Origin of the sequence: Actinokineospora cianjurensis (genome assembly GCF_003663795.1) — a bacterium.
Lineage (GTDB): Bacteria > Actinomycetota > Actinomycetes > Mycobacteriales > Pseudonocardiaceae > Actinokineospora > Actinokineospora terrae.
This window is the reverse complement of the sequence record NZ_RCDD01000001.1, coordinates 428,033-450,462: the sequence shown is the minus strand read 5'-3', so window position 1 is coordinate 450,462 and position 22,430 is coordinate 428,033. Positions and strand designations below refer to the sequence as shown.

Genomic DNA, 22,430 nt, shown 5'->3' with positions numbered 1-22,430 from the left:
GCCTGACCTGCGTCGGGGTGACAGGATTTGAACCTGCGACCTCTTCGTCCCGAACGAAGCGCGCTACCAAGCTGCGCCACACCCCGATAGTGGAACGTGGGGAAGTCTAACGGACGCGTGCGCTGGCTCCGAACCGGGCTCCCCTTGTCCCGACCACGGCGGGATCTGTGCTGGTCAGGCGGGGGACGAGGGTCAGCAGGCTTGCTTCGGGCGGGCAGGCGAAGCGGACGGGGGCGTAGGGCGAGGTTCCCAGGCCGGCGGAAACGTGGAGCCAGGTGTGGGCGCCCCAGCGGGAGGTGCCTCGGGCTCGGCCGCGGTCGAGTTGGCAGTTGGTGACGAGGGCGCCGTAGCCGGGGATGCGGAGTTGGCCGCCGTGGGTGTGGCCTGCCAGGACCAGGTCGTAGCCGTCTTCGGCGAAGCGGTCGAGGACGCGGGGTTCGGGGGAGTGGGTGACGCCGAGGCGCAGGGTAGCCTGGCGGTCGGGTTTGCCCGCGATCTCGTCGTAGCGGTCGCGGCGCAGGTGGGGGTCGTCGACGCCCGCGGCGGCGATGGGGCGGCCGTCGATGGTGAAGAGGGTGCGGTTGTGGGTGAGGTCGATCCAGCCGCGTTCGAGCATGGCGGCGCGGAGGTCCTTCCAGGGCAGGGGGATGCCGTGGATGCGCTTGTTGGACGGGAAGAGGTACCGCGCGGGGTTCTTGGGCTTCGGCGCGTAGTAGTCGTTGCTGCCGAAGACGAACACGCCGGGCCGGTTGAGCAGCGGGCCGAGGGCGCGGACCACGGCGGGCACGGCCTGCTTGTGGGCGAGGTTGTCGCCGGTGTTGACGACCAGGTCCGGGTTCAGCTCGTCGAGCGCGGCGACCCAGCGCTGCTTCGACTTCTGGCCGGGGAGCATGTGCAGGTCGGAGATGTGCAGGATGCGCAGTGGTCGGGCGCCCTCGGCGAGCACCGGCAGCGTCGCCTGGCGCAGGGTCCACCTGGTCCGTTCGTAGCCCGCCGCGTAGGCGATGGTGGCCGCGCCGAGCGCGGTCGTGCCGATGGCGATGCGACCGAGGGTCCTCACTGCGTCACTCACACCCACGAGCGTACGGGTTCGCCGCGACCGCACTCGACGATCAGTACTGTTCCCCCCATGGCCGAGCTGAAGAACCGCCTCAGGGCAGACCTCACCGCCGCGTTGAAGGGCCAGGAGAAGATCCGGCTCGGGACCCTGCGCATGGCGTTGGCGGCTGTCACGAAGGAGGAGGTCGCGGGCACCGAGGCCCGCGAGTTGACCGACGACGAGGTCCTCAAGGTCCTGGCGCGCGAGGTCCGCAAGCGCAAGGAGGCTTCGGAGGCGTTCGCGGGCGCGGGCCGGGCCGAGCAGGCGCAGTTGGAGTTGGACGAGGCCGAGGTCCTCAACGAGTACCTGCCCAGGCAGCTCGACGACGCCGAGATCGCCGCCGCGGTGGAGCAGGCCATCGCCGAGGTCACCACCCAGTTGGGTGAAGCTCCCGGGCAGCGGCAGATGGGCCAGGTCATGAAGGCCGCCAACACCAAGGTCGCAGGCAAGGCCGACGCGGGCAGGGTCGCGGCGATCGTCAAGGCGAAGCTCGCCGGCTGATGCTCGACTGCCGCGATTCCGGTTCGGACCAGCGATCCAGCGGGCCGGGAGAGCGATCAGGGCAGGCGCCTGAGGTGCCTGCCCTGACCACGAACGACTAGTTCCGGTTCTCCGGTGGTTGCAGCGGCATCCCGTTGACCATGGTCGAGCTGTTGGCCTCGTGCCAGTCGAACGTCTGGCCGTCGGCGGCCCCGAGCTCGCCGTGCCAGTCCGGCTGGGCCGGGTCGGTCTGCTCCCGGCGCGCCAGTTCCTCCTGCAGTTGCCGCAGCAGGCCGAGTTCCTGGTCGTTGAGGGAGTCGTCGACCGGCTCCTCGGTGACCCACGGCTCCGGCTTCTTCACGACCTTCGCCACGACCGCGGGCGGTGTGCGGGGCACCTGGACCTCGGTGGCGTAGCGCATCGCGGTGTGGTGGTAGTCGGTCGGCTCGGTGCCGTCGCGCAGCACCTCGACCGAGGCGGTGAGCCCGGCGCGGCGCAGCGCGTGCTCGACCCGGTACGCGGTGGCGGCGGCCGACCCGGTGGGTCCGACGCCGATGAGGATCACCCGGTGCGGGACGGCCCCGGTGGCGGCACCGGCCGGGGTGAGCCGCCACACGGCCCACACGGCGCGGATGTCGGGCAGCGCGTCGAGCACCCGGTTGATGGCGTCGGACACCCCCTGCTCGGCGCCGATCCCGTCGACCTTGCCCGCGGCGAAGCGGTGCCGGGTCATCAGGTCCGGCTCGACCAGGCGCAGCCGCTCGACCACGGTCGGGTCGGCGTTGGCCGCGGCGAACAGCGACAGCAACTCGTCGCGCTCGCCCTTGCCGACCCCGACCGGACCGGCGACCAGGCAGCCCGCGATCAGCTCCAGGGCGCGGTCGACCTCGGCGGAGGCCAACAGCTCCCTGGCGTCGGCGAGCGCGTCGTCGTCGAGCCTGCCCGCGAAGACGAGCAGGAGGTCGTGCACCCGGATCGGCAGGGCCACCCCCGCCCACGAACCCTTGCCTGGCGAGACCTGCGTCACGTTCTGACCCCTCCCACTCGTGCAGCGCCTAGCTGGGAACCAGGTGGCCCTCGGCGACCAGCGGTTCCGAGGCCGCCAAGGCGGCCCGGTGGTACCCGGGGAGCTCGGTGCCGCTGGGCAGCACCTCCACGGCGGGCTCGTAGGTGCCCAGGGCGCGCAGCACCCGCTGCAGCTCCCCGGTCAGCCTCGGCGCGTCCCCGGTCGTGGTGACCAGCACCACCCGCGCCACCGACCCGGCCGTGCGACCCCGGCGCCAGCTCGACCGCGCCTCGACCACCTCGGGTCGACCGCGCAGCATCGCGCTGAGCACCACGGCCACCGAGTCACCCATGCTCACCCATTCGGGCGACTCTGCGGAGAAGGTGTAGTCGAGTTCGGCGATTTCGTCCACCCACGCGAGCGCGTTGAGCTTCTCGGCGTCGGCGCCGTTGCTCATCAGGGCGTTGACCGCGAGCCGGTACTCCTCGGGGGTGATCGCCACCCGCTCGCGCAGCAGGGTCAGCGGCAACGCCCTGGCCACCGCGTCGACGGCGTCGGCGGCCAGCCAGTCGCGGAAGCGCCACAGCTGGCGGTCGCTGAGCCGCCCGGCGAGCCGCAGGAGCAGTTCGTGCGCGCTCACGCGACCTCCACCACCAGCTCGACCTCCACGGGCACGCCGCGCGGCAGCTCGCTCACCCCGACCGCGGACCGCACGTGGGCGCCCGCGTCGCCGAAGACCTCGCCGAGGAAGTCGGACGCGCCGTTGAGCACCACGGGCTGGCCGGTGAAGCCCTCCGCGGAGGCGACGTAGCCGACGACCTTGACCACCCGCACCACGGCGTCCACGCCGACCAGGTCGTGCACGGCGGCGAGCGCGTTGAGGGCGGCGAGCTTGGCCAGCTGCTGGGCTTCCTCGGGGCTCACCTCGGCGCCGACCTTGCCGGTCGCGACGACCTCACCGTCGACCACCGGCAGCTGACCCGCGGTGTAGACCAGCGACCCGGCCTTGATCGCGGGCACGTAGGACCCGATGGGGGCCACCACCGGGGGGAGTTCGACGCCGAGCTCGGCCAGTCGCGCGCTCCAGGTCATCAGGCACCCCTCGGGCGCTTGAGGTAGGCGACCAGCTGCTCGCCGGTCGGCCCTGGCAGCACGGAGACCAGCTCCCAGCCGTCCTCGCCCCACTGGTCGAGGATCTGCTTGGTCGCGTGGATCAGCAGCGGGACGGTGGCGTACTCCCACTTGGTCAACTCAGCCAACGCCGTTCCTCACCTCGTCGCGGACGACCCGGTCGAGCGACCAGATCGGGGCTCACCCTAGCCGTTGGCGGCCTTTGTGGAACCCCGCGTCGACCTGTGGAACCCCGGGCCCCCGCGCCGGTCGGTACGGTTCGACCATGGAGTCCTGGCGGATCATCGCCACCGCGCTGCTCGGGGTCGGCGGCCTGGTGCTGGTACTGCTGACGATGGCCAAGGTGCGCGACCGCAGCGGTCGGTCCGGCACGGTCGCCGTCTCCGGCGCGATCGCGTTCACCGCCCTGGTGCTGCTGTGTGTGTTGACCGTCACCGTGCTCCCGCCGGGGATCGCCTGGGGTGCGGTGATCGTGGTCGGGGTGGTCACCTCCGCGCTGCTGCTGGTCGGCTGAAAGCGGCGCTGATCACCCGGTACTCGGGGGGCGCTCGGGGCAACCGGGCATTTACGCTGAATCGGTGACCACCCCCGTAGTCGGCTGGACCGAGCAGATCGCGCGCGCCCGGCTGCACGTGGTGACCGGCAAGGGCGGCACGGGCAAGTCGACCGTGGCCGGGGCGCTCGCGTTGGCGCTGGCCACCGGCGGCAAGCGGGTGCTGCTGGTAGAGGTCGAGGGCAGGCAGGGCATCGCCGCGCTGTTCGACACCCAGCCGCTGCCGTACTCGGAGGAGAAGGTCGCCTCAGCCCCGGGCGGCGGTGAGGTGCGGGCGCTGCACGTCGACGTCGAGGCGGCGCTGCTGGAGTACCTGTCGATGTTCTACAGCCTCGGCTTCGCAGGCCGCACGCTGCGCAAGATGGGCGCCATCGAGTTCGCCACGACGCTCGCGCCCGGCCTGCGGGACGTGCTGCTCACCGGGAAGATCAAGGAGTGCGTGACGCGCACCGACGACAGCGGGCGGCACGTCTACGACGCGGTGGTGGTCGACGCCCCGCCGACCGGCCGGATCGTGAAGTTCCTCGACGTCACCAAGGCGATGGCCGACCTGGCCAAGGTCGGGCCGATCAAGGGCCAGAGCGACGGTGTCGTGCGGCTGTTGCACTCCGGTGACACCGCCGTGCACCTGGTGACGCTCTTGGAGGAGATGCCGGTGCGCGAGACCATCGAGGCGGTCGAGGAGCTCGACGGCGCCGATCTCCGCCCCGGTGCGATCCTCCTTAACCGCGTCCGTCCACCCCGCCTGCCCGCGCGTTCGGTTACCGCTGCCGCCGACGGCAGGGTTGACGCGTCGAGAGTGCGCGCGGGGCTGCAAGCGGCCGGGTTGGCACTGTCCGAGGCGGACTTGGACGGGTTGGTCGAGGAGACCGTGGAGCACGCGATCCGCGTACAGGCGGAACAACGAGCCCGCGAGCAGCTAGCCGAGATCGACCTGCCGGCGGTAGAGCTACCCGAGCAAGTGGACGGCATCGACGTGGGCACGCTCTACGAACTGGCCGAGGTCTTGGTCGACCAGGGGGTCCGATGAGCACCCTCGACGTCGACTCGCTCATCGACGACCCCGACACCCGCGTCATCGTCTGCTGCGGCTCCGGCGGTGTGGGTAAGACGACCACGGCCGCGTCCATCGCTGTCAGGGCTGCCGAGCGCGGTCGCGCGACCGTCGTGCTCACCATCGACCCGGCGCGTCGCCTCGCGCAGGCTCTAGGGCTAGCCGAGCTGGGCAACGTCCCGAGGGCGGTCAGCGTCGCGGGCTTCGAGCCCAAGGGGTCGCTCAGCGCGATGATGCTGGACATGCGCCGCACGTTCGACGACATGGTGCTGGCGCACGCGGGGCCGAAGCGGGCCGAGGAGGTGCTGGCCAACCCGTTCTACCGGACCATCTCGTCGTCGTTCTCCGGCACCCAGGAGTACATGGCGATGGAGAAGCTCGGCCAGCTCGCCGCCGACGGCACCTGGGACCTGATCGTGGTCGACACCCCGCCGTCGCGCTCCGCGCTGGACTTCCTCGACGCACCGCAGCGGCTGTCCACCGCGCTCGACGGCCGGATGATCAAGCTGCTGACCGCGCCTGCCCGGGCCAGCGGCTGGGGCATCCGCAAGGTGGTCAGCGCCGGGTTCGGCCTGTTCGCCAAGGCCGTGTCCACCATCGTCGGCGGCCAGCTGCTCGCCGATGCCTCCGCGTTCGTGCAGGCGTTCGACGGCATGTTCGGCGGCTTCCGCGAGCGGGCCCGCCGCACCTACGAGCTGCTGCGCTCGAGCGGGACCGCGTTCGTCGTGGTCGCCGCCCCCGAGCCGGACGCGCTGCGCGAGGCGAGCTACTTCGTCGAGCGGCTGGCCGACGAGGAGATGCCGCTGGCCGGGTTGGTGGTCAACCGCACCCACCCGGTGCTGGCCGAGCTGCCCGCGGCCAAGGCGCTGGGCGCGGCGGAGAACCTGGAGGCCGCCGGTGGCGCGCCGCTGGCCGCCGCCGTGCTGCGCCTGCACGCCGACCGGGTCGCGCTCGCGCAGCGCGAACGCCGGTTGATCGCCCGCTTCACGAAAGCACATCCCGCGGTCGCCATCGCCCACGTCCCCGCGTTGGCCGCCGATGTGCACGACCTCGCCGGGCTGCGCGAGATCGGTGATCAACTAGCGGGTGCCTGACTCCGGCCGGGATATGACCGCGATTCGCGGAATTCTCCCGGTGGGGCAACAACCCCCCGGTGGTTGCCCCACCGGAACTGTCCAGGATCTGTCCGGTGAATTGTTCGACGGCACCGCACAACGATCGCTTTGGCGAACGGTCGCGGGTAGACCACCGGCCCGCGTCGGGTCGGCCCCTCGGCGGGCGAGACGGCTCCCCGCGCCTGCCTGCGGCGGGCGCGGCGGTGGTCCGCGGGCGGCTCAGCCGACCGCGGCGTCCACGTCGTCGTAGGTGTGCCTGCGGCGGGCGTCGTCGAGCAGTTCCCGCCACGAGCCCACGTCTGGCCTGCGGCGCAGCAGCGCTCGGCGCTCCCGCTCGGTCATACCGCCCCACACACCGAACTCGATCCGGTTGTCCAGCGCCTCGGAGAGGCACTCGGTGCGGACCGGGCACGCGATGCAGACCATCTTGGCCTTGCGCTGCTCCGCACCCCGGACGAAGAGCCCGTCGGGGTCCTCGTCCCGGCACGTGGCCCGGACACGCCAGTCGGCCTGCGCTTGAGTTTCGAGATGCATATCCCCCACCCCTGTCGTCGTCGCGACCCTGAAACCCGATACCCCCCGGTACCGGTGCCTTCCAGCTCCACCTGCGGGACCTGTTCGGCGCTGTCGTGAGACGTTGACGAACTTTACCGGGTCCCGGTTCCATCCAGTACGGCAATGGACGCAGGCGTTACAGAAAGTCAATACGCCAGGTGGTGTCGTCCGAACGGCACTTCGCGTGACGGTTTCACGGTGGTCCGACTGGGTCACGCGTACGCTGGTCCCCGTGCGTGTGGGAGACAGCCTGTTGAAACTGCTCGGTCTCTGCCTGCTCGCGGGGGTGTTGGTGGCCGGGATGATGTTCCCGGTCGTCGGTGCCCTCGGGGTGGCGTCGAACCGGGCCAGCGACACCATCGACAGCGTGTCGGCCGATCTGGTGTCCACGCCGCAGCCGCTGATCACCACGATCACCGACAGCGCGGGCGCCCCGATCGCCTCCCTCTACGACCAGTACCGCATCCCGGTCACCGCCGAGCAGATCTCGCCGACGATGAAGGCCGCGCTGATCTCGGTCGAGGACCGCCGCTTCTACGAGCACCACGGCGTCGACTGGAAGGGCACCATCCGCGCCGCCATCTCCAACCAGGCGGGCAGCGACACCCAGGGCGCCTCGACGCTGACCCAGCAGTACGTCAAGAACTACCTGATCAACGTGGTCAACCGGGACAACAAGACCGAGCAGAGCAAGGCCCAGGAGCAGACCATCGCGCGCAAGCTGCGCGAGGCGCGGATCGCCATCCAGCTCGAGCAGAAGATGAGCAAGGAAGAGATCCTCACCGGCTACCTCAACGTGGTCGAGTTCGCCTACGAGGTCTACGGCATCGGCGCCGCGGCCAGCGCGTACTTCGGCACCAGCCCCGACAAGCTGACCGTGGCCCAGGCGGCGCTGCTGGCGGGCGCGGTGAACAACCCGGTGCTCTACAACCCGTGGCGCAAGCCAGCCGAGACGCTGCAGCGGCGCAACTTCGTGATCGACAAGATGGTCGAGAACCAGAAGCTGTCGCAGGACGCGGCCGAGGTGGCGAAGAAGGAGCCGCTCGGCATCCTGCCCAGCCCGAAGAAGCCCGCCGCGAACTGCGTCGGCGCCGGACCGCAGTACGGCTTCTACTGCCAGTACGTGTTCGAGTACCTGGCCAAGCTCGGGTTCACCGACGACCAGATCAAGACCGGCGGCTACACGATCAAGACCAGCTTCGACGCCCGCGCCACCCAGTTGGCCAAGGAGGCGGCCGAGGCGGAGGTGCCCAAGACCCAGCCGGGCATCGCCAACACGATGGCCATCATCGCCCCGGGCAAGGAGCGCCACCAGGTGCTCGCGCTGGTCGCCAACCGCGACTACGGGCTGGACGCCGGCGCGGGCCAGACCACCTACGGCCTGCCGAGCCGGATCGCCAACAAGTTCGGCGCGGGCTCCATCTTCAAGATCTTCACCGCCGCGGCCTACCTGGAGAAGGGCGGCGGCATCAACAACATCGTGGACGTGCCGGGCACCTTCACCTCCAACGTCTTCACCGGCGGCGGTAAGACCTGCCCGCGCACCCCGGCGCCCAACGACGGCGACACCCGGTTGTACTGCCTGAAGAACGCGGGCAACTACGGCGACAAGATGCTGCTCACCGACGCGCTCGCCACCTCCCCGAACACCGCGTTCGTGCAGCTGGAGGAGCGGATCGGGATGGCGCCGGTCGTCGACATGGCCAGCAGGCTCGGCCTGCGCGAGACCATGGCCTCGAGCATGGGCGGCGTCGACCCGGACCCCAGCCGTACCGAGGCCGAGTACCGGCTCAGCCAGAGCGACTTCTTCAAGCCGAGCGGCAACAGCGCGGGCAAGGCGTCGTTCACCCTCGGCCCCGGCCCGGTCAGCACCCTTGAGCTGGCCAACGTCGGCGCCACCCTGGTCAGCGGCGGTGTCTGGTGCCCGCCGTCGCCGCTGCTGGAGGTGCTCGACCGCAACGGCAAGAAGGTCGACGTCAACGAGCAGCCCTGCGAGCAGGCCATCGCGGAGCCGCTGGCGAACACCCTGGTCACCGGCCTGTCCAAGGACGACACCATGACGGGCGGCACCTCGCGCGCCGCGGCCCAGGCGGCGGGCTGGGACCGGCCGATGATGGGCAAGACCGGCACCACCCAGGAGCACAAGTCGGCCGGGTTCATCGGCGCCACCCCGCAGTACGCCGCGGCGGTGCTGACCTTCAACGACAGCCCCAAGCCCCAGGGCATCTGCGACTACGACCCGCCGCGGCTGTGCGGAACAGGCGGCAACATCTACGGCGGCAAGGTGCCCGCGCGCACCTGGTTCGCGACGATGAAGAAGTACATGGAGGGCCAGCCGCGCGCCGAGTTGCCCCCGGTCGACCCGCGCTACGTCGACGGCGGCCCGGAGATCAAGGTCCCCGACGTGATCAACCTCAGCCAGGAGGAAGCGACCAGGGTCCTGCAGGAGGCGGGGTACAAGGTCGTCGTCAAGGACCGCAACGACGCGCGCAAGAAGGGCACCGTGGTCGGGCAGTCGCCCCGGGGTGCCGCGCTGTCGGGCGAGACGATCACGCTCCAGGTCAGCACCGGGTACGTGCCGCCGCCGCGCACGACCGACCCGACCATCCCCCCGCCGGGGGGCACGGATCCGACGTTCCCCGGCGACAACGGGGGCGGGCTGCCGGGGAGACCGGGACCGGGCAGGCCGGGTGATCCGACGTTCACGATCATCCCGCCGGTGCCCTAGACCTGGTGATCCTTCGACCGGAGACCGCCTGGCCGCTGATGGCCCGGCGGTCTCCGTCGTTTCACGACTGGTCGCGCAGGTACTCCAACTGCGCCTGCACGGACCACTCGGCCGGGCCCCAGAGCGACTGGTCGACGTCCGCGTAGACGACCTCGACGATCTGGCGCGGGGTTGCCGTTGGGCCTATCTGCGCCAGAGCGGCCCGAATCTGGTCAAGGCGCTGCTGGCGGTGGGTGAGGTAGTCCAGGGCCACTGTGACGAGATCTGGCAGCTCTGGACCGTGGCCAGGCAGCACTGCCGTGCCCGGCTTGCGGTCTGCGAGGGCTCTTAGCGCGTCCAGGTAGGCGCCGAGCTTGCCGTCGGGGGGTGAGATGACGGTCGTGCCGCGGCCCAGGATGGTGTCGCCGGTGAGTACCGCGGAGCTGCCCGCGTGGTCGATCGCGAAGCAGAGGGAGTCCGCGGAGTGGCCCGGGGTGTGCAGGACCTCCAGGTCGAGCCCGGCCAACCGGAGGACGTCACCGTCGCGCAGCGGGGCGTCGTCGCGGCACAGGGTGGGGTCGAACGCCCTGATGGGCGCGTTCACCCGGTCCGCGAGCCAGGCGGCGCCGCCGACGTGGTCGAGGTGGTGGTGGGTGATCAGGATGGCCTCGACCTCCCCGGCCGCGGCCAGGACCCGCTCCAGGTGCGGGGTGTCGGCCTCGCCGGGGTCGACGACGACGGACCGGGTGGCGCCGGGGGCCCGCAGCAGCCAGGTGTTCGTGCCGTCCAGCGTCAACGGCCCGGGGTTGTCCTCCAGCAGCACGGTGGCGAACGGCGTCACCTGGCGCGATACACCGTAGGCGGGGTGGGGCATTCGGCGCTCCGTTCGTGTCCGGGTCGGGCTGCGTCGCCCGTTAAGGTCAGATCGTGCACGAGTTGCCCGAGGAGTTGGTCCTACCGGACGGGTTCGTCTCACCGGAACTGCCGGGACCGCCCGCCGTCCCGCGCGACGCCGCCACGGTGGTGCTGGTCCGCGACGGCACGACCGGGGGAGATCACGCGGCGGGCCTGGAGGTCTTCCTGCTCCGCCGGGTGCTGGGGATGGCCTTCGCGGGCGGCATGACCGTCTTCCCCGGCGGGGGCGTGGACAAGCGCGACGCCGACGCGTCCACCCGCTGGCACGGCGAACCACCCGCCTGGTGGGCCGACCGCTTCGGCTGCGACGAGTCCCTGGCCAGGGCCCTGGTCTGCGCGGCGGTCCGGGAGACGTTCGAGGAGTCCGGTGTCCTGCTCGCGGGCACCGACGGCACCGACGTCATCTCCGACACCCGCCCGTTCCACTCGGCTCGGCAGGACCTGGTCGACCGCAAGTACTCCTTCGCCGAGTTCCTCGCCGCGCACGGCCTGGTCCTGCGCGCCGACCTGCTGCGCCCGTGGGCCAACTGGGTCACCCCGGAGGCGGAGCCGCGCCGCTACGACACCCGCTTCTTCCTCGCCGCCGTCCCCCTCGGCCAACACCCCGACGGCGCCACCACCGAGGCCGAGGACGCCACCTGGCAGACCCCCACCGCCGCCCTCGCGGACTGGAAGGCAGGCGCCCGCCTCTTGCTCCCACCGACGTGGGTAACCCTCACCGAACTGGCCGAGGCAGCCTCCGTCCCCACTGCCATGACCACCCCCCGCTCCCTGGCCAAGATCACCCCCAAGATCGTCCACGACGGCACCCACCACCGGGCCGTCCTCCCCACCGACTGACCCCCGGGGCGGTCACTGCTCCGACGGCGTCTGCGCGGCGGCCAACCGGCGGTCCACCGCAACGCGCACGTGCTCGCCGACCGCGTTCGCCGTCCACCGCCCGCCACCTGGAGCCGCGACGCCGTTCTCGGTCAGCCACGCGGCGCAGTCCTCGTAGTGCCCGACCCACGCGCGGCGCCACACCAGCGACATGACCGGCATCCCCGACTCCATGACTTCCCGGAACAGGACCTGCATGACGGCGTCGCCACCGAAGGGCGGCAACGGCGGCTGCGGCGATCGGCGGACGCGGATCACATCGCTGATGTAGAGCACGATCGGCCCGAAGATGAGCACCTTCAGCACGAGCAGCATCCAGCCCCAGGTCACGTCCTCTTCGAACAGCGCGGGCCGCTCCCAGTGCAACGTGTCCGGCAACTCCAGTGCCGGGATCGCCTCCGCCAGGTGCCAGGCGTAGTCGGTGGCGAGCACCAGCAGCGCCCGCACCGCGCTGACCTCCTCCGCCGCGGTGATCACCCCGTGCGACCACAGGACCAGGGCGAGTGACAGGAACAGCCCCGCGAGTCCGGTGAGCGCTGTGGCCAGTGCCTGGGCCTCGTGCGCCCACGCCCAGCGCCGGGCGTGGGCCACGCGCTCGGGGCCGAACCCCTCGCGCACCCGCAAGCCCGTTCGACTCAGGAACGCCTTGATCGAGCGCACGCTGCCGAAGACGACGGCGTCGTGCACCCCCGCGGTACCGATCCGCGCGCTGCCGACGTCGTTGACGTACTCCCAGAAGTGCGACTCGCGCCAGGACGCCATTCGCCGCGCCGGACTCCGGACGTACCAAGCGATCTGGACGAACAGCAGCACCCCGACGAGCAGCGCGAGCCAGGGGACGGTGTGCCGCACGACGGCGAGCGCGACCTCGACCAGGCCGTTCCCCCGCCAGTGCGCGGGCAGCGGGATGTCCTGCGGGGTCACGATCCAGGCGTAGGCCCCGACGAGCATGAAGAGCAGGACGACCGTCGAGTTGACCACCAGACCCAGCACGACCAGCAGGAGCGCGAGCACCGAGAACGGGCGCCACCGCTCGCTCTCCTCCCTGGCGAGGTTGACCTGGCGCACATCGGGCCACAATCCCCACCGGGTGCCGAAGGGCGGTACCCACGGACCAGTCTCCTCGGCAGGGTCACCATCGCGCGTCGCGGACATGCGGCGATCTTGCCCGGTGATCGGGGGCACCGACCGGGCCGGAAGTCCTGAGTGGTCGTCCGCGGCGGCGGTGCCGTGCTGGGGCAGGATGGGGGCATGGCTGCTGGCGTGCTTCGGGTGGGTCTTGTCGGTGCGGGACCGTGGGCGGGGGCGGTGCACGCGCCGGGGTTGGCCGGGCACGCCGGGACCGAGTTGACGGCGGTGTGGGCGCGGCGGCCGGCGGCGGCGGCCGAGTTGGGGGCGCCGGTTGTCGGGGACTTCGACGAGTTGCTGGAGCGGGTGGACGCGGTCGCGTTCGCGGTTCCGCCGTCGGTGCAGGGGGAGTTGGCGATCCGGGCCGCCGAGGCGGGCAAGCACGTGATCCTGGAGAAGCCGGTAGCCGGGAGCGTGGCCGAGGCGGAGCGGGTGGTGGCGGCGGTCGAGCGGGCCGGGGTGGCCTCGATCGTGGTGTTCATCCGGCGGTTCGCGCCGGAGGTGGTGTCGTGGCTCGCGGAGATCCACGCCAGGCAGGGCTGGGCGGGCGGCAGCGTGCGCTGGCTCTCCGGAGCGCTGCTCGGGGGCGCCTACTCGCACTCGCCCTGGCGGCACACCGGTGGCGCGTTGGCCGACATCGGCCCGCACGTCATCGACCTGCTCGACGCCGCGCTCGGCCCGATCACCGACGTCCTGGCCGCCCACCGGGGCGAGCCGGACATCTGGCAACTCCTGCTCCAGCACGAGGCAGGTCCAACCAGCACCGCCACCCTCTCGATGGCGTTGCCGACCCGCCCCACGGTCACCGAACTGGCCGTCTTCGGCGTGAACGACCTCGCCAACCTGGAACTCGCAGGCCGCGCCACCCCCGCCCAGGACTCCTACGCCCTGCTGCTCGACGACTTCGTGCGGATGGTCCACTCCGGCACCACCACCCACCGGGTCAACGCCGCCCGCGGCCTGCACGTCCAGCGCATCCTGGACAAGGCCCTCCGCCTGACCACCGCCTGACCACCGAGCCACCGCCTGACCGCTTGGTCGCCTGACCGCCTGGCCACCGCTTGGTCGCCTGGCCGCTGCCTGACCGTCTGACCGCCGCTTGACCGTCGGATCACCGCTCGGCCGTCTGACCACCGCCTGACCACCGCTTGGTCGCCTGGCCACCGCCTGATCGCCTGGCCGCCGAGCCGCCGTCTGACCGCCTGACCACCGCTTGGTCGCCGTCTGACCGCCGGGCCACCGCTCGGTCGCTTAGCCGCCTGACCGCCGCTTGGTCGCCTGGCCGCTGCCTGACCGCCTGACCACCGCTCGGCTGCCGGGTCACCGCTTGGCCGCCGGATCGCCGCTTGGCGGGATAGCCGCTTGGCCACCGCTCGGCCGTCTGACCACCGCCCGGTTGCCGGACCACCGTCCAGCTGCCTGGCCGCTGGGATCGCCGCCTGGCCGTCTGGCCGCCGTCTGACCGCCTGGCGGGATCGCCGCTTGGCCGCCTTACCGCCGCCTGGCCGCTGGACGGGATCGCCGCCTGGCCACCGGGGACCAGGTGACGCGCGCCAGCCCCATCGGTCAGCCGCTCAGCGCGGATGGCTCGACGCAGCGCCGCAGGTGTCCACTGTGGTCAGGACCGGTGTGGACTCAGATCTTGGGCGGGAGCATCGGCATGAGGATGTAGCGCAGGTCCACCTCCCCGGGTTCCACGGCCGTGACCACGGTTGCCCGCATCCCCGGCTGGATCGCCAGTTCGACCTCGCCGCTGAATGGCCGCAAGGCGTCCAGCAGGTACCGCGACTGGTACGACGGGCTGGTCCGCCCACCCGACACCGTTGCCTTCAAGGACTCCTCCGCCTCGCCCGCGTTGTGGTCCGTTGCGCGCAGTCGTAGTTCGGAGTCGCCCACCTCGACCTTCACCACGCCCCGCGCGTCGCTGTACAGCGCGACCCGTCGGGTGGCGGCCACCAACGACTCCGCGTCCACCACGACCCGGGTGTCCACATCGGACAGGGCGAGCTTGGTCTCGCTCAGGTAGCTGCCGTCCAGCACGGCGGTGGCGACCGCGGTGCGACCCCACGCCACCCCGAACTGGTTCGCCGCGGCGGTCAGCCGGGCCTGGCCGACGCCGGACACCTGCTTGCCCACCTCGGCCAGCAGCGTCGCCGGGACCATCACGTCGATCTCGCCGTGCGGCTCCCACGGGAGGCTGGCGATCGCCATGCGGTAGCGATCGGTGGCGCGTAAGACCAAGCGGTCGCCCTCGGAGCGGATGCGGACGCCGGTGAAGACCGGCAGGGCCTCGTCGCGCGCGGCCGTGCTCGCCGCCGTGGCCAGGGCCGTGGCGAAGGCGGAGCCGGAGACCGTGCCGCCGGGGCCGGACACCAGCCTGACGCCGGGGTGCAGCGTGTGGTCCAGCAGCGGCAACGCGAAGCGGGCGCCGGACGCGCGGATGGCGAGGCGGTTGCCCTCCACCACGAGCCGGACCTCCGGGTCGGTCAGCGCCCGCAGCGTCTCGGCCAGCGGCTTGCCCGGCACCAACACCTGCCCGTCGGTGTGCGTGACCGCGCCGCACGACACCGTCGCCGTGCGTTCCCGATCACTGGCCGCCAACCCCACCCCGGCGGCCGTCGCGGTCAGCAGGACGCCGCTGAGGACCGGGTCGACGAACTTGCCCGGCACGAGCCGGACGAGGTCGGCTGCGGCTGAGGCGAGTGCCGCGGTGGGCGCGGTGAGATCCATGCGGCCAAGGTAGCGGCGGGGTCCGACAGCCGGGAGAAGTTATCCACAGGCCATGGCGGGGGCTTGCGCCGGGCTTGCCACCCGTTCGCCGACGGTGGCCCGGCGGGCGTAGACGATGCCAGCGAACACCAGCCCGGCAGCCGTGGCGACCAGGTACGACGACCAGATCCCCACGTGCTCGACGAGTTGACCGCTGACCAACTGCCCGAGCGCCAGCCCGAGGGTGACCGCGGTGATGATCCAGCCGAACGCCTCGGTCGCCGCGTTCGGGGGCGCGACCAGGTCGATCGCCGCCGAGTGGGTGGTCGCCTGCGGGGTCACCATGGTGCCGACCAGCAGCAGCGCCACCGCCAGCCACACCAGCGTCGTCGGGATCGCCAGCACCGCCACCAGCACCGCGAACACGGCGAGCAGCGCCGAGAGCCGCAGGTTCATCGCCTTGGGCCACGGCCGGACCCCGTAGACGACGCCGAAGAGCACCGAGCTGATCGACAGCAGCCCCAGCAGCAGCCCGCCTGCGGGGGTGTTGCCCGCCGCCGTCGCCGCCGCGGGCACCGCGACCTCGATGAACCCAAGGAGCACGCCGAAGCCCATGGCCGCGATGGCCAGCGTCCGCATCCCCGGGAACGCCAGCGGGCCGAGCAGGCCCGCGTGCGCGACCGGTTCCGGCCGGTGCCGCCGGATGGTCGGGGTCAGCGCGAACCACACGCTGCCCACGATCATGCACACCGCGGCGGTCGCCAGGCCGGTGCCCGCCCAGGGCAGGGCGATGAGCAGGCCGGAGATGGCCGGGCCGAGGATGAAGAAGACCTCCATGCTGATCGCCTCGTAGGCCAGCGCGGCGTCGCGCACCGGCCCGACCGGGGTGACCCTGGTCCACATCGTCCGCGACGCGGAGGCGACGACCGGCTCGGTCATGCCGACCGCGACGCCGAGCACGATGAGCAGTGCGGTGGGTGCCCCGGACTCGGTCGCGATCAGGGTCAGCCCGACGAAGACGCCGAAGAGGGCGGTCGTGACCAGCAGCGGGATCGCGGCCCCGATCCGGTCCATGATCCGCCCCTGGCCGACCGACCCGATGGCGAGGCCGATCAGCGTGCCCGCGGAGACCAGGCTCGCGGTGGCGTAAGAGCCGGTGGACTCGCGGATGTAGAGCAGCATCGAGAAGCCCACCATCGCCACCGGCAGCCTGCCCAGCAGCGAGGCGAGCGCGGGCCCCCGAGCGCCCGGGGTGGTGAGGGCAGCGCGGTAGTCGGCGAGACCGGCAGACTGGGACATGCGTACCAGTATGCATTTTCCGGTACGGCCGTACCAGTATTTGCCCGGTGGTTTCCGCCACTCCGTTGTGGGGTACATCTCGGTTCAGTAACGGAAGCGGGGATTCTCCGTGAACCCGGGCAACGTCCGGGGCCCGCGGTGAGTCCTTGAGGGTGAAACCACTCAAGGATGGGTGGGGCGCCGTGTGCGGGCCGCCCCGCGGGGTACCCACCACGAGTTCCCTCCGGTAGCAGGTCGGGGCCTGGTCGGAGGGGCGGGGAGCGTGAGCCGTCGGGGGATGGTTCACGCAACAGCGGGAGGTCGGTGCGCCGCGTCGGGGGCGGCGCCCGGCCTTCCGTCCACAAACGCACAAGAGGACCCGGTCTAGCCAGACCGGGTCCTCTTGGCGTGTCAGCTCTATCGCGCGCGCCTGGCCAACCGCTCGGGGTCCAGGATCAGCACGCTCTTGCCCTCCAGCCGCAGCCAGCCGCGGTGGGCGAAGTCGGCGAGCGCCTTGTTCACGGTCTCCCGGGAGGCGCCGACGTACTGGGCGATCTCCTCCTGGGTGAGGTCGTGGGTGACCCGCAGCAGCCCGGCCTCCTGGCTGCCGAACCGCTGGGCCAGCTGCAGCAGCGCCTTGGCGACCCGGCCGGGCACGTCGGTGAAGATCAGGTCGGCCAGCATGCCGTTGGTCCTGCGCAGCCGTCGGGCGATCACCCGCAGCAGCTGCTCGGCGATCTCCGGGCGGGTCGCGATCCACTGCCGCAGCGCGGGCCGGTCCATGGTGACCGCGCGGACCTCGGTGACCGTGGTCGCCGTCGACGTGCGCGGACCGGGGTCGAAGATCGACAGCTCGCCGAACATGTCGGACGGGCCGAAGATGCCGAGCAGGTTCTCCCTGCCGTCCGGGGACTTGCGGCCGAGCTTCACCTTGCCGGACTGGATGATGTACAGCCGGTCCCCTGGCTCACCCTCTGCGAAGATCACGTGCCCGCGCGGGAACTCCACGGCTTCCAGCGTCTGGGCGAGCGCTTCGGCCGCGGCCGGCTCGACCCCTTGGAAGATGCCCGCACGGGCCAGGGTCTCGTCCACCTCGGTCCTCCCATTTCCACCCGACGCGGGCGCATTCCCGCCAACGTCGATCACGACATACAGTGTAGGGCGTTGCTCGGGGATCTCCCGTCGGCTCGCCGCCTAGCGGTGGTCGGAACCACCTGTGACGTGCCTGCTCACGCACCCAGCCGCATGACCTTAGCGCCTACGCCCCGCCCCGGCGACCGCGCTTGGCCGCACGGCCACCCAGCCTGCGCAGCCGGAACAGCTCCAGCGCCCGACCGATGCCGTGCCCGTAGAGCGCGCGCACCTCGTCCGGCCGCGCCGACTCGAGGAACTCCTCGACGTCGGTCTCCTGCACGGCCACGTGCCGCAGCCGGGCTTCGACGCGCTCCATGAACAGCGCGAAGAACATGATCACCAAAGGTACCGCGAACACGAACCAGACAGCCATGTGTCGTCGATCCTCGCTCCGTAACCGCTGGCCCCGGGTCCGCCTCCGGCCCCGGCGCCGTTGTCACCCTGGTTGACGTCCGGGGCACATCCCGGGTTGTCCGACGGCCCGTAGGCTAGCGAGGTGCCGCCGACCACCCGACGCCCGCCCCGGCCAGCAGCCGAGGAGACCGGGCGCGACCTTGGCCTGACCCGCAGGGTGCGCCGCATGACCCGAGCGCTCGCAGAGGGCTACCCGGACGCGCATTGCGAGTTGGACTTCACCACTCCGTTAGAGCTGTCCGTGGCGACGATCCTGTCGGCGCAGTGCACGGACGTCAGGGTCAACCTGACCACTCCTGCCCTGTTCGCCCGGTACCGCACGGCTGCTGACTACGCCTCCGCGGACCGCACCGAGCTGGAGGAGTTCATCCGGCCGACGGGGTTCTACCGCAACAAGACGACCTCCCTGATCGGTCTTGGTGCCGCGCTCGTCGAGAAGCACGGCGGGGAGGTGCCCGGGAAGCTGGACGAGCTGGTGAAGTTGCCCGGCATCGGCCGCAAGACCGCGAACGTGATCCTGGGGAACGCGTTCGGCGTACCCGGGATCACCGTGGACACGCACTTCGGCAGGCTTGTCCGTCGCTGGGGTTGGACAGAGGAAGAGGACCCGGTCAAGGTCGAGCACGCGATCGGCGCTCTAGTCCCGCGCAAAGACTGGACGATGCTGTCGCACTGGGTGATCTTCCACGGCCGCCGGGTCTGCCACGCGCGCAAGCCAGCCTGTGGCGCCTGTCTCCTCTACCGCGACTGCCCGTCCTTCGGCGCCGGTCCCACCGAGCCGGAGCAGGCCGCGAAGCTGGTCAAGGGAGTAGAGGGACCGCACCTGATCGCGCTCGCCGAACGGACCCGTGAGGGCTACCGGCCGGGGAAGCCGACCGAGTGAGCACAGCCGCGAGGTGGGCGCTGGTCGCGGTGATCCTGGTGGTCGCCGGGGCGGTGGCGGTATGGCCTCGCGGAGCTGAACCCACCGCGCCCCCACCCCCAGGACCGGACCTCACCGCGGCTAGAGCGGCCGCGGCGCTGACCGGGTGCCCGACCGGTGCGGGTGTGCAAAGCCTCGTCGACGCCCACGCGGAATGTCTGGCCGATGGCGCGCAGGTAGTCGCGGGCAACGTGTTCGGTGGCCGACCCGTCCTGGTCAACGTGTGGGCTACCTGGTGCATGCCGTGCCGCGACGAACTACCGCTGCTCGCGGAGTACGCGGCCGGTCCTGGCGCGGTTGAGGTCGTCGGGATCGCGGTACAGAGTCAGGACAAGGACGCGCTCGACCTGTTGAGCGTGCTCGGGGTGCGTTTCCCGAACCTGCTCGACCGCGACGGGCAGGTCCAACGCGGCCTGAGGGTGCCGGACGCGCTGCCCGCCTCTTACCTGGTAGCGGCGGACGGCACCGCCACGTTGATCACGCAGCCGCGGCTGTTCCGGTCGGTCGACGACGTGCGCTCCGCCGTCGACCGCCACGTCGGAGGGGGCCGATGAGCACGCATGGACCGCTGGTGGACCCGGGAGGGCTGCCGGACTGGCTCGGCCCGGTGGTCGCCGCGACCACCGACCTCGACCTCGGGCTGTGGAAGCGGTTCGCCGCGCCCGGCCCCGGCGCCCGCCCCGCCGCGGTGCTGATGCTGCTCGGCGAGACCGCGGCACACGGCCCCGACCTGCTGTTCCAACTGCGCGCCGACACCGGGGGCAACCACTCCGGCCAGGTCGCCTTCCCGGGCGGCGGCGCCGAACCGGTCGACGGCGGGCCGGTCGACACCGCCGTGCGCGAGGCGGTCGAGGAGACCGGTCTCGACCCCGCCGGGGTCCGGCCGGTGGCGTTGCTGCCGACGCTGCACGTGCCGGTGTCCGGGTTCGACGTGACGCCGGTCCTGGCGCACTGGGCCGAACCGAGTCCCGTGCGCGCCGTGGACGCCGCGGAGACCCAGGCGGTCGCGCGGATCCCGATCTCGCACCTCGCCGACCCGGCCAACCGGTTCCGCGTCGCGCACCCCGGCGGCTACGTCGGCCCCGCGTTCGCCGCGCCGGGCATGCTGATCTGGGGCTTCACCGCGGGCCTGCTGACGATGCTGCTGGCCGTGGGCGGCTGGGAGCGGCCGTGGGACACCGGTGACGTGCGCGACCTCGACGCCGCGTGGCGCGCGGTCGGAGCGGGGGTCCAGTCGTGAACTGGGTGGATGTCCTGGTGGTCGCGCTCGCGGTGCTGGCCGCGGTGTCCGGTGCGCGCCAAGGCGTGGTGACCGCGCTGCCCGCCTTCATCGGCGTGCTGATCGGCGCGGTAGCGGGGATCAAGCTGGCGCCGCTGGTGGTCGAGCAGATCGACTCGACGCCGACGCGGGTCGCCTTCGCGGTCGCGGTGTTCGTGCTGCTGGTGGCGCTCGGCGAGACGTTCGGGGTGTGGATCGGGCGCACCATCCGGCAGAAGATCTCCTCGCCCAAGCTCGCCGGGGTGGACAGCGCGCTCGGGGCGGTCGTGCAGGGCGCCGTCGTGTTCGTGGTGGCCTGGCTGATCGCGTTGCCGCTGACCACGGTCGGCGGGCTGCCCGGGTTGGCCTCGGCGATCAACAACTCCGCGGTGCTCGGCGGGGTCAACGACGTGATGCCGCAGGCGGCCAAGGGCCTGCCGAACGAGCTGCGGCAACTGCTCGACGTCTCCGGCTTCCCGGCCGCGGTGGACCCGTTCAACCGGACCCCGAACAAGGAGGTCGACCCGCCCGACCCGGCTTTGCAGGCCAGCGAGGTGGTGCAGCGGGTGCGGCCCAGCGTGCTGAAGGTCAACGCCAAGGCGCCGTCGTGCGAGCGGGCGCTGGAGGGCAGCGGCTTCGTGGTCGCCCCGCAACGGGTCATGACCAACGCGCACGTCGTCGCGGGCACCAACGAGGTCAGCGTGGAGTCAGGCGACCGCACTCTCAAGGCCACCGTTGTGCACTATGACCCCGACACCGACTTGGCCATCTTGAGCGTGCCCGCATTGAGGGCGCAGGCATTGCCGTTCGCCCAGGGCGACGCCTCTAGCGGCCAAGACGGCATCGTGCTCGGTTACCCCCTCGACGGGCCTTACACCGCCGCGCCTGCTCGCGTTCGCGACCGAATCCCTCTGCGGGGACCGGACATCTACGACGCGAACACGGTCAACCGGGATGTGTTCACGTTGCGCGCGAAGGTGCTCAGCGGGAACTCGGGCGGCCCGTTGGTCAACCCCGCCGGTGAGGTGATCGGCGTGGTGTTCGGCGCGGCCATCGACGACTCGGAGACCGGTTACGCGTTGACCGCGGCCGAGGTGCGCGCGGAGGTCGGCCAAGCGGCGGCACTGCGGGAGCCGGTTGGCACCGGGCGTTGTTCGAACTAGCCCTTGATGAAGGCCGTCAGCAGCGCGTTGGTCGCTGCCGACGCCTCTTCGTGCGGGAAGTGCCCGACCTTGGGCAGCTCGTGGTGCTCGGCAGTGCCATCGATCCACGGGCCCGACGCGGTGCGAGTACGAGGTAGGACACACGGGTCGTCCGTGCCGTAGAGCTGGAAGACCGGGACCTCGATCTTGCGGGCTAGCGCCTCGGTGAACCGCCGACCCTCGCTGCGGAGTTGGGATCGTGCGGCCCACCGGTAGTACTCATGCGAGCTGTGCGCGGTACCGGGAACCAGCATCGCGGTCCGGTAGCGCTCAGCGGCCTCCGGTAGCCCTGACCAGTACTGGCCCGACCAAGACCGGATCCGGCGTTCGACGAGCGCGGCGCCATCCTGGGTGATGCGCCGCTCGGGCAGCATCGGGATCTGGGCGCCGAACAGGTGCCGCATCGCACGGGCTTGATTCCGCGGCGCCCTGCGCAGGGCCGTGCGGCGGATTTGTCCTCTTAGGGCAAGAGGGTGTGGAGCCGAGATGGTCGCCAAGGACTGCACAACGCGTGGGTGCAACGCGGCGACGGCCCAGGCGAGCTGCCCGCCCCAGTCATGGCCGACCAGGTGGGCCTTCGGTTCGCCGAGGGACTTCACCAGCCCCGCCACGTCACCCGCCAGCGTCCACGCGTCGTAGCCGCGGGGCGGTTTGTCGGAGTCGCCGTAACCGCGCAGGTCGACCGCGACCGCCCGGAAACCGGCGTCGCCCAGGGCGGTCAGCTGGTCGCGCCAGGACCACCAGAACCCGGCGAAGCCGTGCAGCAGCAGGACGAGCGGGCCCTCGCCGGTCTCGGCGACGTGCAGCCGGATGCCGTTGGCGTGCACGTCGCGGTGCGCCCACGGTCCATCGATGCGGACGACCGAGGGATCCGGGTGGGCGGGCACGGGT

At 71.6% G+C, this 22,430-nt stretch carries 24 protein-coding genes and 1 tRNA gene; 11 read left to right on the top strand and 14 right to left on the bottom strand.

From position 1 onward, the window contains the following. Nucleotides 1–12: 12 nt before the first annotated feature. Nucleotides 13–86: transfer RNA gene (locus CLV68_RS02060), tRNA-Pro, on the bottom strand. Between the two features lie 20 nt (nucleotides 87–106). Beyond that, complete coding sequence (locus tag CLV68_RS02055; protein WP_246009827.1) at nucleotides 107–1,060, bottom strand: metallophosphoesterase; 954 nt, start codon at nucleotides 1,058–1,060, stop codon at nucleotides 107–109. A gap of 69 nt (nucleotides 1,061–1,129) precedes the next feature. Here CLV68_RS02055 and CLV68_RS02050 point away from each other — a divergent pair, with 69 nt between their 5' ends. Then, nucleotides 1,130–1,600, top strand: coding sequence for a GatB/YqeY domain-containing protein (locus tag CLV68_RS02050; protein WP_121388919.1), 471 nt, complete (start codon nucleotides 1,130–1,132; stop codon nucleotides 1,598–1,600). 97 nt (nucleotides 1,601–1,697) lie between these two features. On the opposite strand, the gene CLV68_RS02045 is transcribed toward CLV68_RS02050, so the two are convergent. Genes CLV68_RS02045 through sp36 form a run of 4 tightly spaced genes read right to left on the bottom strand, consistent with a single transcriptional unit; the run spans nucleotide 1,698 to nucleotide 3,835 of the window. Then, entirely contained in the window at nucleotides 1,698–2,606 is a 909-nt protein-coding gene (locus tag CLV68_RS02045; protein ID WP_121388918.1) for a hypothetical protein, read from the bottom strand. Nucleotides 2,607–2,634: 28 nt separating this feature from the next. Continuing rightward, entirely contained in the window at nucleotides 2,635–3,225 is a 591-nt protein-coding gene (locus CLV68_RS02040; RefSeq protein WP_092786196.1) for a hypothetical protein, read from the bottom strand. Further along, complete coding sequence (locus tag CLV68_RS02035; RefSeq protein ID WP_121388917.1) at nucleotides 3,222–3,677, bottom strand: RidA family protein; 456 nt, start codon at nucleotides 3,675–3,677, stop codon at nucleotides 3,222–3,224. Before CLV68_RS02035 ends, CLV68_RS02040 begins: the two co-directional genes overlap by 4 nt. Further along, complete coding sequence (gene sp36 / locus CLV68_RS02030; RefSeq protein ID WP_211346500.1) at nucleotides 3,677–3,835, bottom strand: Sp36 family protein; 159 nt, start codon at nucleotides 3,833–3,835, stop codon at nucleotides 3,677–3,679. Before sp36 ends, CLV68_RS02035 begins: the two co-directional genes overlap by 1 nt. Before the next feature lie 146 nt (nucleotides 3,836–3,981). Here sp36 and CLV68_RS02025 point away from each other — a divergent pair, with 146 nt between their 5' ends. The 3 genes from CLV68_RS02025 (at nucleotide 3,982) to bagB (ending at nucleotide 6,417) form a co-directional block, all read left to right on the top strand. Then, nucleotides 3,982–4,230, top strand: a complete 249-nt coding sequence (locus CLV68_RS02025; protein ID WP_121388916.1) for a hypothetical protein — start codon at nucleotides 3,982–3,984, stop codon at nucleotides 4,228–4,230. A 64-nt stretch (nucleotides 4,231–4,294) separates the two neighbouring features. Beyond that, nucleotides 4,295–5,299 carry an ATPase BagA gene (bagA, locus tag CLV68_RS02020; RefSeq protein ID WP_092786204.1) on the top strand — a complete coding sequence of 335 codons (1,005 nt, stop codon included), beginning with the start codon at nucleotides 4,295–4,297 and terminating at the stop codon, nucleotides 5,297–5,299. After that, the gene (gene bagB / locus CLV68_RS02015; protein ID WP_121388915.1) at nucleotides 5,296–6,417 is read left to right on the top strand and encodes an ATPase BagB; all 1,122 of its coding nucleotides are present in this window, start codon (nucleotides 5,296–5,298) and stop codon (nucleotides 6,415–6,417) included. Before bagA ends, bagB begins: the two co-directional genes overlap by 4 nt. A gap of 240 nt (nucleotides 6,418–6,657) precedes the next feature. Here bagB and CLV68_RS02010 read toward each other — a convergent pair whose 3' ends face one another. Further along, nucleotides 6,658–6,972 carry a WhiB family transcriptional regulator gene (locus tag CLV68_RS02010; protein ID WP_092786208.1) on the bottom strand — a complete coding sequence of 105 codons (315 nt, stop codon included), beginning with the start codon at nucleotides 6,970–6,972 and terminating at the stop codon, nucleotides 6,658–6,660. 253 nt (nucleotides 6,973–7,225) lie between these two features. Here CLV68_RS02010 and CLV68_RS02005 point away from each other — a divergent pair, with 253 nt between their 5' ends. After that, nucleotides 7,226–9,721, top strand: coding sequence for a penicillin-binding protein (locus tag CLV68_RS02005; protein WP_170224036.1), 2,496 nt, complete (start codon nucleotides 7,226–7,228; stop codon nucleotides 9,719–9,721). A 61-nt stretch (nucleotides 9,722–9,782) separates the two neighbouring features. On the opposite strand, the gene CLV68_RS02000 is transcribed toward CLV68_RS02005, so the two are convergent. Then, the gene (locus tag CLV68_RS02000; RefSeq protein ID WP_121388914.1) at nucleotides 9,783–10,574 is read right to left on the bottom strand and encodes an MBL fold metallo-hydrolase; all 792 of its coding nucleotides are present in this window, start codon (nucleotides 10,572–10,574) and stop codon (nucleotides 9,783–9,785) included. A gap of 53 nt (nucleotides 10,575–10,627) precedes the next feature. Between CLV68_RS02000 and CLV68_RS01995 the strand changes: the two genes are divergently transcribed. Further along, the gene (locus CLV68_RS01995; protein WP_121388913.1) at nucleotides 10,628–11,455 is read left to right on the top strand and encodes an NUDIX hydrolase; all 828 of its coding nucleotides are present in this window, start codon (nucleotides 10,628–10,630) and stop codon (nucleotides 11,453–11,455) included. 12 nt (nucleotides 11,456–11,467) lie between these two features. Here CLV68_RS01995 and CLV68_RS01990 read toward each other — a convergent pair whose 3' ends face one another. Then, the gene (locus CLV68_RS01990) at nucleotides 11,468–12,649 is read right to left on the bottom strand and encodes a hypothetical protein (RefSeq protein ID WP_147459856.1); all 1,182 of its coding nucleotides are present in this window, start codon (nucleotides 12,647–12,649) and stop codon (nucleotides 11,468–11,470) included. Nucleotides 12,650–12,745: 96 nt separating this feature from the next. On the opposite strand from CLV68_RS01990, the gene CLV68_RS01985 reads away from it, so the two are divergent. Next, complete coding sequence (locus tag CLV68_RS01985) at nucleotides 12,746–13,633, top strand: Gfo/Idh/MocA family protein (RefSeq protein ID WP_121390899.1); 888 nt, start codon at nucleotides 12,746–12,748, stop codon at nucleotides 13,631–13,633. Between the two features lie 624 nt (nucleotides 13,634–14,257). On the opposite strand, the gene dnaN is transcribed toward CLV68_RS01985, so the two are convergent. The 4 genes from dnaN to CLV68_RS01965 form a co-directional block, all read right to left on the bottom strand. After that, nucleotides 14,258–15,352: a DNA polymerase III subunit beta gene (gene dnaN, locus CLV68_RS01980; RefSeq protein WP_121388911.1), complete on the bottom strand. Its 1,095-nt coding sequence runs from the start codon at nucleotides 15,350–15,352 to the stop codon at nucleotides 14,258–14,260. Nucleotides 15,353–15,391: 39 nt separating this feature from the next. After that, complete coding sequence (locus tag CLV68_RS01975; protein ID WP_121388910.1) at nucleotides 15,392–16,630, bottom strand: MFS transporter; 1,239 nt, start codon at nucleotides 16,628–16,630, stop codon at nucleotides 15,392–15,394. Between the two features lie 396 nt (nucleotides 16,631–17,026). Continuing rightward, on the bottom strand, nucleotides 17,027–17,701 hold the full coding sequence (locus CLV68_RS01970; protein ID WP_018683904.1) for a Crp/Fnr family transcriptional regulator: 675 nt from the start codon (nucleotides 17,699–17,701) through the stop codon (nucleotides 17,027–17,029). Between the two features lie 166 nt (nucleotides 17,702–17,867). Next, nucleotides 17,868–18,116, bottom strand: a complete 249-nt coding sequence (locus CLV68_RS01965) for a hypothetical protein (RefSeq protein ID WP_092779188.1) — start codon at nucleotides 18,114–18,116, stop codon at nucleotides 17,868–17,870. A 207-nt stretch (nucleotides 18,117–18,323) separates the two neighbouring features. Between CLV68_RS01965 and nth the strand changes: the two genes are divergently transcribed. The 4 genes from nth to CLV68_RS01945 are packed head-to-tail and all read left to right on the top strand — an operon-like array spanning nucleotide 18,324 to nucleotide 21,500. After that, nucleotides 18,324–19,040: an endonuclease III gene (nth, locus tag CLV68_RS01960; RefSeq protein WP_211346414.1), complete on the top strand. Its 717-nt coding sequence runs from the start codon at nucleotides 18,324–18,326 to the stop codon at nucleotides 19,038–19,040. Next, on the top strand, nucleotides 19,037–19,633 hold the full coding sequence (locus tag CLV68_RS01955; protein WP_121388908.1) for a TlpA family protein disulfide reductase: 597 nt from the start codon (nucleotides 19,037–19,039) through the stop codon (nucleotides 19,631–19,633). The genes nth and CLV68_RS01955 overlap by 4 nt, the downstream gene beginning before the upstream one ends. Beyond that, nucleotides 19,630–20,319 (top strand): NUDIX hydrolase, encoded by a 690-nt coding sequence (locus CLV68_RS01950; RefSeq protein ID WP_121388907.1) that lies wholly within the window; start codon nucleotides 19,630–19,632, stop codon nucleotides 20,317–20,319. Before CLV68_RS01955 ends, CLV68_RS01950 begins: the two co-directional genes overlap by 4 nt. Further along, complete coding sequence (locus CLV68_RS01945; protein ID WP_121388906.1) at nucleotides 20,316–21,500, top strand: MarP family serine protease; 1,185 nt, start codon at nucleotides 20,316–20,318, stop codon at nucleotides 21,498–21,500. The genes CLV68_RS01950 and CLV68_RS01945 overlap by 4 nt, the downstream gene beginning before the upstream one ends. On the opposite strand, the gene CLV68_RS01940 is transcribed toward CLV68_RS01945, so the two are convergent. Beyond that, on the bottom strand, nucleotides 21,497–22,426 hold the full coding sequence (locus tag CLV68_RS01940) for an alpha/beta fold hydrolase (RefSeq protein WP_170224035.1): 930 nt from the start codon (nucleotides 22,424–22,426) through the stop codon (nucleotides 21,497–21,499). The genes CLV68_RS01945 and CLV68_RS01940 overlap by 4 nt on opposite strands. Nucleotides 22,427–22,430 lie beyond the last annotated feature (4 nt).